This window comes from Streptomyces incarnatus (assembly GCF_001027185.1).
Classification (GTDB): Bacteria; Actinomycetota; Actinomycetes; order Streptomycetales; family Streptomycetaceae; genus Streptomyces; species Streptomyces puniciscabiei.
On sequence record NZ_CP011497.1, the window covers coordinates 6665797 to 6678952 of the forward strand.

Below are 13156 nucleotides of genomic sequence, written 5' to 3' on the forward strand. Positions count from 1 at the left end.
CGGGGGCTATGACCTCGTCTGACGTTCCCCTCCCCGGCGCCGGTGCCGGCCGTCGGCGTGCGCTGGGGCGGGGTCCGGGGGTGCCACAGCAGGAACCGGCCGCCGTTCCCGCACCGCTTCCCGAGCCGGACGTACACGTTCCGGACCCCGACGCGCAGGTTCCCGAGTCGGACGTACAGGTTGCCGAGCGGGACGCGCAGGTTCTCGGGCCGGACGTAGAGGTTCCCGAGCGGGACACGCAGCCTCCCGGGCCGGACGTAGAGGTTCCCGAGCGGGACGCACAGCCTCCCGAGCCCGACGCGCAGGTTCCCGAGTGGGACGCGCAGCCTCCCGGGCCGGACGTACAGCCTCCCGGGCCGGACGTACGGGTTCCCGAGCCGGACGCGCAGCCTCCCGGGTCGGACCCGGCGCCGTCGCCCGCCGAGGACTCCGCGGTCCCGGACGGCGTCTTCAAGGTCCGCCTCGCCAACTTCGAGGGCCCCTTCGACCTGCTCCTCCAGCTGATCTCCAAGCACAAGCTGGACGTCACCGAGGTCGCCCTCTCCAAGGTCACCGACGAGTTCATGGCGCACATCCGGGCCATGGGACCCGACTGGGACCTGGACCAGACGACGGAGTTCCTGGTCGTCGCCGCCACGCTGCTCGACCTGAAGGCGGCCCGGCTGCTGCCCGCCGCCGAGGTCGAGGACGAGGCCGACCTGGCGCTGCTGGAGGCGCGGGACCTGCTGTTCGCGCGGCTGCTGCAGTACCGCGCGTACAAACAGATCGCGGACATCTTCAGCCGGCGGCTCGACGACGAGGCCCGCCGCCGGCCCCGTACCGTCGGCCTGGAACCGCACCACGCCGAGCTGCTGCCCGAGGTCGTCATCAGCATCGGCCCCGAGGGGTTCGCCAGGCTCGCGGTCAAGGCGATGCAGCCGAAGCCCAAGCCGCAGGTCTACGTCGACCACATCCACGCCCCGCTGGTCAGCGTGCAGGAGCAGGCCGGGATCGTGGTGGCCCGGCTGAAGGAGCTGGGCGAGGCCAGCTTCCGGGCGCTGGTCGAGGACACCGACGACACGCTCACCGTCGTGGCCCGGTTCCTCGCCCTGCTGGAGCTGTACCGGGAGAAGGCCGTCGCCCTGGAGCAGGAGGCCGCGCTCGGCGAGCTGCTCGTGCGCTGGACCGGCGGGGACACCGACACGGCGCCCATGGTCACCGACGAGTTCGACCGGCCGCCCGAGCAGCCCGAGGAGGAGAAGAAGGCATGAGCGAGACCACGGAGCTCCCCCCGGGGCTGCACGGCGTCGCCGACCTCGACCTCAAGCCCGCCCTGGAGGCGATGCTCATGGTCGTGGACGAGCCCGCGACCGAGGAGCACCTGGCCAGGATCCTGGAGCGGCCGAGACGGCGGATCGCGGACGCGCTGCGCGAGCTGGCCGACGAGTACACCGTGCAGGGCCGCGGCTTCGAGCTGCGGTTCGTCGCGGGCGGCTGGCGCTTCTACACCCGCGCCGAGTACGCCCCCGCCGTCGAGCGGCTGGTCCTGGACGGCCAGACCGCCCGGCTCACCCAGGCCGCGCTGGAGACCCTCGCGGTCGTCGCCTACCGCCAGCCGGTCAGCCGCAGCCGCGTCTCCGCGGTACGCGGGGTCAACTGCGACGGTGTGATGCGCACCCTCCTGCAACGGGGTCTGGTCGAGGAGGCGGGCACGGAACCCGAAACAGGTGCGATCCTGTACAGGACGACGAACTACTTCCTGGAGCGGATGGGCCTGCGTGGCCTGGACGAGCTTCCGGAGCTCGCGCCCTTCCTCCCGGAGGCGGAGGCGATCGAGGCCGAGACCCAGGAAGGGGTCCCGTCGTTCGACCCGGACGCGCCCGACGCGCCCGGTGCTCAGGACGCAGACGACTAAGACGGAAACCTTGATGCGAAGCAGCGGCAGCGGCAAGAGCGGCGGGCGCGGTAACTACCGCGGTGCCGGCAACGACAGGGACAACAAGCAGGGGCAGGGCCGTCCCCGCAAGCCCCGCCCCGAGGAGCGCCGCTACGACGTGGGCCCGGCCGCCTCGAAGGACGGCCCCAAGTCCGGGCGCGGCGGCGCGGCGCGGGGCGGCGCCAAGGGCGGCCCCAAGCAGTCCCAGCAGGGCGGCGGACGCGGCCGTACGGCACCGGCGCGCTCGCGTGAGTACGAGGCGCGGGTCGAGGAGCGCAACCGCGAGCGCTACGCCGGCAAGAAGGACATCAGGCTGCCCAAGACCTTCCCGGGCGCCGAGCAGGAGGGCGAGCGGCTGCAGAAGGTCCTCGCGCGCGCGGGCTACGGCTCCCGGCGGGCCTGCGAGGAGCTGATCGACCAGGCGCGCGTCGAGGTCAACGGCGAGATCGTCACCGAGCAGGGCAAGCGGGTCGACCCGGAGAAGGACGAGGTCAAGGTCGACGGCCTGACGGTCGCCACGCAGTCGTACCAGTTCTTCTCGCTGAACAAGCCCGCGGGCGTGGTGTCCACCATGGAGGACCCGGAGGGCCGGCAGTGCCTCGGGGACTACGTCACCAACCGTGAGACGCGGCTCTTCCACGTCGGCCGGCTGGACACCGAGACCGAGGGCGTCATCCTGCTCACCAACCACGGCGAGCTGGCGCACCGCCTGACCCACCCCAAGTACGGCGTGAAGAAGACCTACCTCGCGGCGATCGTCGGCCCGATCCCGCGCGACCTGGGCAAGCGGCTGAAGGACGGCATCCAGCTGGAGGACGGCTACGCGCGCGCGGACCACTTCCGGGTCGTGGAGCAGACCGGCAAGAACTACCTGGTCGAGGTGACCCTGCACGAGGGCCGCAAGCACATCGTGCGGCGCATGCTGGCGGAGGCCGGCTTCCCGGTGGAGAAGCTGGTGCGCACCTCCTTCGGCCCGATCACCCTCGGCGACCAGAAGTCGGGCTGGCTGCGCCGCCTGTCCAACACCGAGGTCGGAATGCTGATGAAGGAAGTCGACCTCTAGGAAGAGCTCCAAAACGCCTTGCCGTGATCACCATCCCCCTTTATTGTCAGCATGACGATAAAGGGGGATGGTGATCCTATGTCCAAGCGCGCCGCCACCGGGGCACTCCTGGGCCTCGCCCTCGGGGACGCCCTCGGCTTCCCGACCGAGTTCAACGACGTGCCCTCGATCCTCGCCAAGTGCGGGCCCTGGCGGGAGATGGAGCTGCCGAAGCGGGCCCTCGTCTCCGACGACACCCAGATGACCCTCGCCGTCGGACGGGCGCTCAGGACGGCCATGGAACGCGGGTACCTCGCCCCGAAGCGGCTGGAGCGGCCGCTGCGCGAGGAGTTCGTGGACTGGTTCCACTCCCCGGACAACAACCGCGCACCGGGCAACACCTGCCTGACCGCGTGCCATCTGCTCGACGACGAGCGCCGGCTGTGGCAGGACGCCAGCCGGACCGGCTCCAAGGGCTGCGGAGCCAACATGCGGGTCGCCCCGGTAGGGCTCGCCCCCGGCCTCAGTGACGAACAGCGTTCCGGCGCCGCCCAGTTGCAGTCCGCGCTCACCCACGGCCACCCCACCGCGCTGGCCGCCTCCGACCTCACCGCCCACGCCGTCCACCTGCTCGCCCGGGGCACCGACCCGACGGGCCTGGTCGGCCGGCTGCGCTCCTACGCCCTCGACCACCGCACGCACTACGACCACACCTGGCTCGGCGACCTGTGGACCCGCTCCCAGGACCCCAGCCCCGAGCACTTCGTCGCGCGCGGCTGGGACGAGTGCCTGGCGGTACTCGACCGGCTCCAGGACGCCGTGCGCACCGCCTCCCCGGAGACCGACCCGTGCCTGGCCACCGGCGCGGGCTGGATCGCCGAGGAGGCCCTCGCGACCGGGCTGCTGTGCTTCCTGCTCTTCCCCGACGAGCCCGTCACCGCCCTGCGCCGGGCCGCCTGCTCCTCCGGTGACTCCGACTCCATCGCCTGCCTCACCGGCGCCTTCGCGGGCGCCTGGCTGGGCGCGGACGCCTGGCCCGCCGACTGGGCGGACCGGATCGAGTACCGGGGCGACCTGTCGGCCCTGGGTGCGCTCTGGGACGCTTAGGCCCATGATCGACGACCTCGACATCGACCTGAAGCCCGTGGTCGCGGAACAGCCCGACCCCCTGCTGTTCGCGACCGTCTCCGGAGCCCACCTGTACGGCTTTCCCTCGCGGGACTCCGACGTGGACCTGCGGGGCGTCCATCTGCTCCCGGCGGCCGACCTCGTCGGGCTGCGCGAGCCGGACGAGACCCGCTCGCGGACCTGGGTGCGCTACGGCGTCGAACTGGACCTCGTCACCCACGACCTGCGCAAGTTCGTACGGCTGATGCTGCGCCGCAACGGCTATGTGCTGGAGCAACTGCTCTCGCCCCTGGTCGTGCACACCGGCGAGACGCACCGGGAGCTGGCCGCGCTCGCCCCCGGCGTCCTCACCGGCCACCACGCCCACCACTACCGCGGGTTCGCGGTGACCCAGTGGCGGCTGTTCGAGAAGACCCGCGAACTCAAGCCGCTGCTCTACACGTTCCGGGTGCTGCTCACCGGCATCCACCTCATGCGCAGCGGCGAGGTGCAGGCCCACCTGCCCACCCTGCTGGACCTGGTGGACGCTCCCGCCTACGTGCCCGAGCTGATAGCGGCCAAGGCGGAGCAGGAGCACGGGACGGCGAGCGTCGGCCACGCGCGCGTGGAGGCCGACGTGGAGCGACTGCACGCCGTGCTCGACGCGGCGCAGGCCGCCTCAGCGCTGCCCGACGCCCCCAGCGCCCACGACGCCCTGCACGACCTCGTGGTCCGCGTGCGCCTGCAGGGCTGAGGCGCGGCGCACCCGGAACAGGAAGCCGGCCACGCGCGCGTGGTCCGGCTCGGGCGGGAGCGGGGTGCCCCGAAGGGCTTCCTCGGCCTCGCCCGCCAGCCGGACCATCCACGCCTCGACGGCCGGCCACGGCAGCTCGCCCCGCTTCACCGCGAGCAACGGCTCCCGCTGGTCCCCGACGTCGATCCGCAGCTCGCCGGTGCGCAGCAGGTCGCGGGCGCTCATCAGCAGGCGCAGCAGGTGCATGGCGTGCTTCCAGCGCGGGGCGCCGTGCGTGCGGACGTCGGCGTCGAGCTTCCTGCGCTGGCCGAGGGCATAGCGGGTGAAGCTGTCGTAGGCCCGGCGGGAGAGGAAGGCGCCACGCAGGGACAGCAGCTCCCGGCCGGTGTCGTCCACCCGCTCCACCAGAGGCGAGTGCAGGCACTCCAGGATGTTCGGGTTGCCGCGCAGCGCCAGCTCGCAGAACCGCTCCAGCTCCCAGGAGAACCGCTCCTCGCCCGGCCCCTCCACATGCGTGGGCGGCTTCTCGAACCGCCAGAACAGGGGAGTGGGGGCGAGGAACACGCTCCGCCGGTCGGTGTCGCTCGTGTCCGTCGCCAGCCCGAAGGCCCGGGAACCCATGACACAGGAGTAGACGGTGTGATCGCGTACCAGGGTCTCGGGCTGCATGCCGGGAGCGTACGCCGACCCCTCACGTCAGTTTGATCGAATTTCCCTGCACCTTGATCGACTTCGCGGGCAGCGGCCTGGTCGCGGGCCCGTGGGCAACCGAACCGTCGGCGATGTGGAACCTGCTGCCGTGACAGGGGCAGTCGATGGTGCCGTTCGCGACCTTGCTCACCGTGCAGCCCAGGTGTGTGCAGATCGCCGAGAACGCCTTGAAGTCGCCCTTCGCCGGCTGGGTGACGACCACCTTCTGGTCCTTGAAGATCTTGCCGCCGCCCTCCGGGATGTCCTTGGTGCTGCCCAGATCCCCGCCACTGGATCCGTCGGCGTTGCCGCCGCATGCCGCGACAGGTGCGACGATCGCCGCCGCGCCCGTCGCCAGAACCGTGCGCCGCGTCGCGCCCTCAGTCATGCCGGCCTCCGTACAACACGTCGAAATCGGTAAATACCGGATCCACCGCATCGTCTCAGCGGTCGGGCGCCGCGCGCTCCGTCCGCGCGTGCTGACTACGCTGGACGGACCAAGAAAAGATCCGCACCTCAGCAGGGAGCAGCGCCGTGGCGGTACGAGCGGTCCGGGGAGCCGTCCAACTCGAGCGGGACGAGGCCGGGCACATGGACGAGCAGGTCGGAGCCCTGATCACCGCCGTCCTGGAGCGGAACGGACTGACCACGGACGACCTGATCAGCATCTGGTTCACGGCCACCCCCGACCTGCACAGCGACTTCCCGGCCGCCGCGGCCCGCAAGCTCGGCATCGTCGACGTGCCCCTGATCTGCGCCCAGGAACTGGACATCGAGGGCGCCATGCCCCGGGTCGTACAGCTCCTCGCGCACATCGAGTCGGACCGGCCCCGCGCCGACATCAACCACGTCTACCTCGGCGCCGCGGCCGCCCTGCGCAAGGACATCGCCCAGTGAGAACCGCACTCGTCATCGGCACCGGCCTGATCGGCACCTCCGCCGCCCTGGCCCTCGTCCAGCGCGGCGTCACCGTCCACCTGGCCGACCACGACCCCGAGCAGGCCCGTACGGCCGCCGCGCTCGGCGCCGGCACCGACGAGGCCCCCGAGGGCCCGGTCGACCTGGCGGTCGTGGCCGCCCCGCCCGCCCATGTGGCCGGCGTCCTCGCCGACGCCATGCGCCGGGGTGTGGCCCGCGGCTATGTCGACGTGGCCAGCGTCAAGGGCGGTCCGCGGCGCGAGCTGGAGGCGCTCGGACTGGACCTGTCGGCGTACATCGGCACGCACCCCATGTCCGGCCGGGAGAAGTCCGGCCCGCTGGCCGCGACCGCCGACCTCTTCGAGGGCCGCCCCTGGGTGCTCACCCCCACCCGGGACACCGACACCGAGGTGCTGAACCTCGCCCTGGAGCTGGTCTCCCACTGCCGGGCCGTCCCGGTCGTCATGGACGCCGACGCCCACGACCGTGCCGTCGCCCTCGTCTCCCACATGCCCCACCTGGTGTCCAGCATGGTCGCCGCGCGCCTGGAGCACGCCGAGGAGGCCGCCGTACGGCTGTGCGGGCAGGGCATCCGGGACGTGACCCGGATCGCCGCCTCCGACCCGCGCATGTGGATCGACATCCTCTCCGCGAACCCCGGCCCGGTCGCCGACCTGCTCTCCGACGTGGCTGCCGACCTGGGCGAGACCGTCGAGGCGCTGCGCGCCCTGCAGTCCTCCGACGAGGCCAAGCGGCGCGCGGGCACCGCCGGCATCGAGGACGTGCTGCGCCGCGGGAACGCGGGCCAGGTGCGGGTACCCGGCAAGCACGGGTCCGCGCCGCGGGTCTACGAGACCGTGGCCGTGCTCATCGACGACCAGCCCGGGCAGCTGGCCCGCATCTTCGCCGACGCGGGACGGGCCGGGGTCAACATCGAGGACGTCCGCATCGAGCACGCGACCGGACAGCAGGCGGGTCTGGTCCAGCTCATGGTCGAGCCGAAGGCCGCGCCGGTGCTGAAGGAGGCGCTGCGGGAGCGGGGCTGGGCGCTGCGGCAGTAGGGGCGCTGCGGCAGTGGGGGCGGGCCGCGGGTCACGCGTGCGTCCGGACGAGTGACCCGAACCCAGTAACCTTGTGCAGGGCGCTCTTGCCCCCTCGCATCCGCCCGCACCGCACCAGGAAGGTGTCCCTCCGTGGAAAACGGCGCCGCCCCGACCGCCAAGCCCGTGATCGTCGCGATCGACGGCCCCTCCGGCACGGGCAAGTCGAGCACGTCGAAGGCCGTCGCCGCGCAGCTCGGCCTGAGCTACCTGGACACCGGCGCCCAGTACCGGGCGATCACCTGGTGGATGGTGACCAACGGCATCGACCTGGAGGACCCGACCGCCATCGCCGCCGTCGCGGGCAAGCCGGAGATCGTCTCCGGCACCGACCCGGCCGCCCCGACCATCACGGTCGACGGCGTCGACGTGGCCGGCCCGATCCGCACCCAGGAGGTCACCTCCAAGGTCAGCGCGGTCAGCGCGGTGCCCGAGGTGCGCACCCGGATCACCGAGCTGCAGCGCTCGCTGGCCGCCGGCGCGGAGCAGGGCATCGTGGTCGAGGGCCGTGACATCGGTACGACCGTCCTCCCGGACGCCGACCTGAAGATCTTCCTCACCGCCTCCCCGGAGGCCCGCGCGGCCCGCCGCAGCGGCGAGCTGAAGGGCGCCGACCTCCACACCACCCGCGAGGCCCTGATCAAGCGGGACGCCGCCGACTCCTCCCGCAAGACCTCGCCCCTCGCCAAGGCCGACGACGCGGTCGAGGTGGACACCACCGAGCTCACCCTCGCCCAGGTCATCGAGTGCGTCGTCACCCTGGTCGAGGAGAAGCGGGCCGGGAAGTGAGCCTGCCCTCGCAGCGGGGTGCCGAGGTCGGCCGGCGCATCGGCGTCGGTCTGATGTACGGCCTGTTCAAGCCGCGCGTGCTCGGCGCCTGGAAGGTGCCGGCCACCGGACCGGTGATCTTCGCGGTGAACCACTCCCACAACATCGACGGCCCGATGGTCATGGGCGTGGCACCCCGGCCGACGCACTTCCTGATCAAGAAGGAGGCGTTCGTCGGCCCGCTGGACCCCTTCCTGACCGGCATCGGCCAGCTGAAGGTGGACCGCGCCTCCGCCGACCGCACCGCCATCACCCAGGCCCTGGGCGTGCTGGAGGCCGGGGGCGTGCTGGGCATCTTCCCGGAGGGCACCCGGGGCGAGGGCGACTTCGCCTCGCTGCGCGCCGGGCTCGCCTACTTCGCCGTACGCAGCGGGGCGCCGATCGTGCCCGTCGCCGTCCTGGGAAGTTCCGGGAAGCGGGGACGGTTGATAAAGGGGCTCCCGCCCCTGCGTTCCCGCGTCGACGTCGTCTTCGGCGACCCGTTCGAGGCGGGCGACGGCAGCGGGCGGCGCACCCGCAGGGCGCTGGACGAGGCGACCGAGCGCATCCAGAAGCAGCTCACCAGCCACCTGGAAAACGCCAGGCGCCTGACCGGGCGCCAGGCGACACTTGAGTAGTGGATCAGCCCGCGGGGGTTCGCCCCCTCAGGGCGTCTCCACCGATCACCACGAAGAACGACGAGGTACGGACTACATGAACGACGACATCCAGCCCGGCGACTCGGCTGAGCACGAGTACGACCACGGGGCTCTCGGCGACGCCGAGTACGCGGAGTTCATGGAGCTCGCCGCGGAAGAGGGCTTCGACATCGAGGACGTCGAGGGCGCCATCGAGGCGGCGGGCCACGGTCCGCTGCCCGTGCTCGCCGTCGTCGGCCGCCCCAATGTCGGCAAGTCGACCCTGGTGAACCGGATCATCGGCCGCCGCGAGGCCGTGGTCGAGGACAAGCCCGGTGTCACCCGTGACCGCGTCACCTACGAGGCCGAGTGGGCCGGCCGCCGCTTCAAGGTCGTCGACACCGGCGGCTGGGAGCAGGACGTCCTCGGCATCGACGCCTCCGTGGCCGCCCAGGCCGAGTACGCGATCGAGGCGGCCGACGCGGTCGTCTTCGTCGTGGACGCCAAGGTCGGCGCGACCGACACCGACGAGGCGGTCGTACGGCTGCTGCGCAAGGCCGGCAAGCCGGTCGTGCTCTGCGCCAACAAGGTCGACGGTCCGAGCGGCGAGGCCGACGCGGCCTACCTGTGGAGCCTGGGCCTCGGCGAACCGCACCCCGTCTCCGCGCTGCACGGCCGCGGCACCGGCGACATGCTGGACGCGGTCCTGGAGGTGCTGCCGGACGCGCCGCGCGAGACCTTCGGCGGGGCCGGCATCGGCGGCCCGCGCCGCATCGCCCTGATCGGCCGCCCGAACGTCGGCAAGTCCTCCCTGCTGAACAAGGTGGCCGGCGAGGAGCGCGTCGTCGTCAACGAGCTGGCGGGCACCACCCGCGACCCGGTCGACGAGCTGATCGAACTGGGCGGCGTGACCTGGAAGTTCGTCGACACGGCGGGCATCCGCAAGCGCGTCCACCTCCAGCAGGGCGCCGACTACTACGCCTCCCTGCGTACGGCGGCCGCGGTGGAGAAGGCGGAGGTCGCCGTCATCCTGATCGACGCCTCCGAGAGCATCTCCGTGCAGGACCAGCGGATCGTCACCATGGCCGTCGAGGCGGGCCGCGCGGTGGTCATCGCCTACAACAAGTGGGACACCCTCGACGAGGAGCGCCGCTACTACCTGGAGCGGGAGATCGAGACCGAGCTGGGCCAGGTCGCCTGGGCCCCGCGGGTGAACGTCTCGGCGCGCACCGGCCGCCACATGGAGAAGCTGGTCCCGGCCATCGAGACCGCCCTCGCCGGCTGGGAGACCCGCGTCCCCACCGGCCGCCTCAACGCCTTCCTCGGCGAGCTGGTCGCGGCCCACCCGCACCCGATCCGGGGCGGCAAGCAGCCGCGCATCCTGTTCGGCACCCAGGCCGGCACCAAGCCCCCGCGGTTCGTCCTCTTCGCCTCCGGCTTCATCGAGGCCGGCTACCGGCGCTTCATCGAGCGCCGCCTGCGCGAGGAGTTCGGCTTCGAGGGCACCCCGATCCACATCTCGGTGCGGGTGCGCGAGAAGCGCGGTGCGAAGAAGAAGTAACGGCGGTACGACGTGAAGGGCGGCGCCTGGAGATCCAGGTGCCGCCCTTCACCGTACGCCGCTCACATGCCCCGGCGCGGACCCGGAGGCAGCGCCGCCGGAACGTGCTGCATCCCGGTGTCCTGCTGCCGCCCCAGCGTGCTCACCCGCTGCCACTGCGAGTGCTGCCGCGCGCTGTACGCGCCCGCGCTGTAGGCGCTGTACGAGCTGCTGAACGACCCCGGCCGGTGGCCCCCGTAGGAGCCCGTACGGTCCGGAAGGCTCCCGAACGGGCAGAACCTCAGCCCTTCCTCCCCGCTCCGGTCACCCGGCAGCGTACGGAAGGTCTTCACCCACTCCGCGTAGAGCGAGTCGTAGATCGGCGTGGCCGAGGCCCCCCCGCCCCCGTCCTGCGCCAACCGCGCAGACGGAACAGAGACGAAGGCGGACCGGCGGGGAGGAGGAGTGTCGTATGCGTGCACGTATGTCCAAACGACGGGGACCTCAAAGAGATGCGGTCACTGAGCCAGGGGCGCGGGGCTGTGCCGATGTGCGGCTCCGCCGCGTGGGCGCGACAAGCCACGACGCACCCGCAGCCGCCGAACGACACGCAGCCCCCGCCCCTTGGGCGAAAAGATCACGTACCCGCAAGAGGCAGCGCAGCGGCCACCAGCTTCCCCTCCGCCGCCGCCTTGTCGAGAGACTCCCGCAGCAGATCCTCCCGCGGCTGCCGGCCGATGGAACCCACCGGCGCCGCGAACATCAGCACCTGCTGGTGCTTGTTCGCCGCGGCCCGCCAGCTGTCCGTCACCTGCAGCGGCTGATGCGCCTGCCACCAGGCGACCGGCTGCCCGCCGTGCGCCGAGGGCTGCAGCACCGCGTGCAGCTGGCCCACGGCGAGCAGCACCGACCAGCCGTGCAGCACCGGCGGCACGGACGCCAGCTCGGTCAGCGGCATGAACCCCTGCTCGATGAGCAGCGGCAGGAAGTCGTCACCGGCCCCGGTGGAGCCCGGGCGCACGATCGGCGAGGTCGGCTCGACGACGAGCGCGGGGTGCAGTTCGCCCTCGATCAGCACGAGTCCGCTGGTCACCCCGAGGACCGCCTGCTCGGCCGGAGCCTGCTGTGGCTCGCCCGGGGCCGCGGCGATGCCGCCGATGGACCGGACCGCGCCCCGCAGCTGCTCCTCGGTGACCTGGACGACCTGCGAGGGCAGGCAGCTGGCGTGGGCGAAGGCGAGGACGGCGGTCTCGTCGCCGACGAACAGAACGGTGCTGGTGCGCTCCTGCTCGGAGTCGCCCGGGGTGCGGCAGGACGTGCAGTCGTAACTGCCCGGGGCGTTCTCTCCGGCGAGCAGCCGGTCGGCTTCTTCGTCGCCGATCTCGGCGCGTACGGCGTCACTGACGTCGAGCATGCGCGGCACGGTGGCTCCCTCGGGATGCGTGCTGGGGGCGGCCGGGTGGCTCCCGGCCGCTGAGTTCCGGGGTTCCGGGCTCATGAAGAAGACAACGGACGTCCTGTGGTGGGAGTCACGCCCCGGGCCCGACCGGTTCGAACCAACCACCGCACACGGTCACCAGCGGTGCGGAATGCGCTACTCACGGTCAACTCGTCGCCGCGTCAAGGAACTTGACGGGGTGAAGTGAATCACAGATCGCCTCGGTCGCTGGTCGACAAATCAGGAAATCAGCGAATGTAGTGGGTGGCCGAAAATCGACGATACCTGCGGTAACAGGCAACTGGCCTCGAATGACGGGGAGTTGGTTGATTCCGGCCGCTCGTCCTCCCTAGATTCCTCCGCCGTGTGCAACGAGCACCGCTCGGGTACGTCCGACACCCGGCACCGGCACAGCACCAGCGCCGGCACCGGTCACCGGACGGGGCGGGCACGAGCAACCGCGGTCCTGCGCGGCGAGACGTGCTCCGCCCAGGGGGAGCCCGGGTTCGTGGAGAGGGAATTACATGTCCGAGTGTGCCGATACCACCCGCAACACCGCCCGTCCTGAAGGCGCCCGCAAGGGCCGTACGACGGCAGCGCTGGCCGGAGCCGCGCTGCTGGCCCCGCTGGGACTGCTGGCCGTCACCGGCAACGCCGCCGCGGCGGACAACGGAGTGTGGGACCGCATCGCCCAGTGCGAGAGCGGCGGCAACTGGCACATCAACACCGGCAACGGCTACTACGGCGGGCTCCAGTTCTCCGCCGGCACCTGGCGCGCGTACGGCGGCACCGCCTACGCCCCGACGGCCGACCAGGCCTCCAGGAGCGCCCAGATCGCCGTCGCCACCAGGGTCCAGCAGGCCCAGGGCTGGGGCGCCTGGCCGGTCTGCTCGGCCCGCGCCGGAGCCTCCGGCACGGCCCCGGCGGCCGCGACCACCGGTACGAGCGCCGGCAAGGGCAGCGTGACGACGAAGTCCGCCCCGACCAGGTCCGCCCCGGCGAAGACGCCGGAACGTCAGGCCGGCCACACCAACCGCGGCGAGTCCCGCGGCACGGGTGACTACACCGTCCGCGAGGGCGACACCCTGAGCGCCATCGCCGAGCGGCACGGGACCACCTGGCAGCGGATCTACGCCGCCAACAAGAAGGTCATCGGCGACGACCCGAACCTGATCGTGCCCGGCCAGCGCCTCGCGCTCTGAGCGCC

15 protein-coding genes are annotated in these 13156 nt (G+C 72.1%); 11 read left to right on the forward strand and 4 right to left on the reverse strand.

Annotation, left to right across the window (positions count from 1 at the left end):
• Positions 1-8: 8 nt before the first annotated feature.
• The 5 genes from ABB07_RS30160 (at position 9) to ABB07_RS30180 (ending at position 4818) form a co-directional block, all read left to right on the forward strand.
• A complete protein-coding gene (locus ABB07_RS30160; RefSeq protein ID WP_208901672.1) occupies positions 9-1250 on the forward strand; it encodes a segregation/condensation protein A in 1242 nt (413 codons plus the stop codon).
• Complete coding sequence (gene scpB, locus ABB07_RS30165; RefSeq protein ID WP_208901673.1) at positions 1247-1894, forward strand: SMC-Scp complex subunit ScpB; 648 nt, start codon at positions 1247-1249, stop codon at positions 1892-1894. The genes ABB07_RS30160 and scpB overlap by 4 nt, the downstream gene beginning before the upstream one ends.
• 13 nt (positions 1895-1907) lie before the next feature.
• Entirely contained in the window at positions 1908-2978 is a 1071-nt protein-coding gene (locus ABB07_RS30170) for a pseudouridine synthase (protein WP_208901674.1), read from the forward strand.
• Between the two features lie 78 nt (positions 2979-3056).
• Entirely contained in the window at positions 3057-4064 is a 1008-nt protein-coding gene (locus tag ABB07_RS30175; protein ID WP_208901675.1) for an ADP-ribosylglycohydrolase family protein, read from the forward strand.
• A 4-nt stretch (positions 4065-4068) separates the two neighbouring features.
• A complete protein-coding gene (locus tag ABB07_RS30180) occupies positions 4069-4818 on the forward strand; it encodes a nucleotidyltransferase domain-containing protein (RefSeq protein WP_208901676.1) in 750 nt (249 codons plus the stop codon).
• Here the strand turns inward: ABB07_RS30180 and ABB07_RS30185 are convergent.
• Together ABB07_RS30185 and ABB07_RS30190 are read right to left on the reverse strand one after the other, a co-directional pair.
• Entirely contained in the window at positions 4744-5487 is a 744-nt protein-coding gene (locus ABB07_RS30185; RefSeq protein ID WP_208901677.1) for a nucleotidyltransferase domain-containing protein, read from the reverse strand. The genes ABB07_RS30180 and ABB07_RS30185 overlap by 75 nt on opposite strands.
• Before the next feature lie 22 nt (positions 5488-5509).
• A complete protein-coding gene (locus ABB07_RS30190; protein ID WP_208901678.1) occupies positions 5510-5896 on the reverse strand; it encodes a Rieske (2Fe-2S) protein in 387 nt (128 codons plus the stop codon).
• Between the two features lie 146 nt (positions 5897-6042).
• On the opposite strand from ABB07_RS30190, the gene aroH reads away from it, so the two are divergent.
• From aroH to der, 5 genes are all read left to right on the forward strand, one after another.
• Positions 6043-6405: a chorismate mutase gene (gene aroH, locus ABB07_RS30195; RefSeq protein ID WP_208901679.1), complete on the forward strand. Its 363-nt coding sequence runs from the start codon at positions 6043-6045 to the stop codon at positions 6403-6405.
• On the forward strand, positions 6402-7487 hold the full coding sequence (locus tag ABB07_RS30200) for a prephenate dehydrogenase (RefSeq protein WP_208901680.1): 1086 nt from the start codon (positions 6402-6404) through the stop codon (positions 7485-7487). Before aroH ends, ABB07_RS30200 begins: the two co-directional genes overlap by 4 nt.
• 132 nt (positions 7488-7619) lie before the next feature.
• The gene (gene cmk, locus ABB07_RS30205; protein WP_208901681.1) at positions 7620-8315 is read left to right on the forward strand and encodes a (d)CMP kinase; all 696 of its coding nucleotides are present in this window, start codon (positions 7620-7622) and stop codon (positions 8313-8315) included.
• 53 nt (positions 8316-8368) lie between these two features.
• A complete protein-coding gene (locus tag ABB07_RS30210; protein WP_351549622.1) occupies positions 8369-8971 on the forward strand; it encodes a lysophospholipid acyltransferase family protein in 603 nt (200 codons plus the stop codon).
• A 76-nt stretch (positions 8972-9047) separates the two neighbouring features.
• Positions 9048-10532 (forward strand): ribosome biogenesis GTPase Der, encoded by a 1485-nt coding sequence (gene der / locus ABB07_RS30215; protein ID WP_208901683.1) that lies wholly within the window; start codon positions 9048-9050, stop codon positions 10530-10532.
• 62 nt (positions 10533-10594) lie between these two features.
• On the opposite strand, the gene ABB07_RS30220 is transcribed toward der, so the two are convergent.
• Both ABB07_RS30220 and ABB07_RS30225 read right to left on the reverse strand, forming a co-directional pair.
• Positions 10595-10993, reverse strand: a complete 399-nt coding sequence (locus ABB07_RS30220) for a hypothetical protein (RefSeq protein ID WP_055707553.1) — start codon at positions 10991-10993, stop codon at positions 10595-10597.
• Positions 10994-11148: 155 nt separating this feature from the next.
• Entirely contained in the window at positions 11149-11934 is a 786-nt protein-coding gene (locus ABB07_RS30225) for a hypothetical protein (RefSeq protein WP_208901684.1), read from the reverse strand.
• Positions 11935-12473: 539 nt separating this feature from the next.
• On the opposite strand from ABB07_RS30225, the gene ABB07_RS30230 reads away from it, so the two are divergent.
• Positions 12474-13151 carry a LysM peptidoglycan-binding domain-containing protein gene (locus ABB07_RS30230; protein WP_208901685.1) on the forward strand — a complete coding sequence of 226 codons (678 nt, stop codon included), beginning with the start codon at positions 12474-12476 and terminating at the stop codon, positions 13149-13151.
• Positions 13152-13156: the final 5 nt, after the last annotated feature.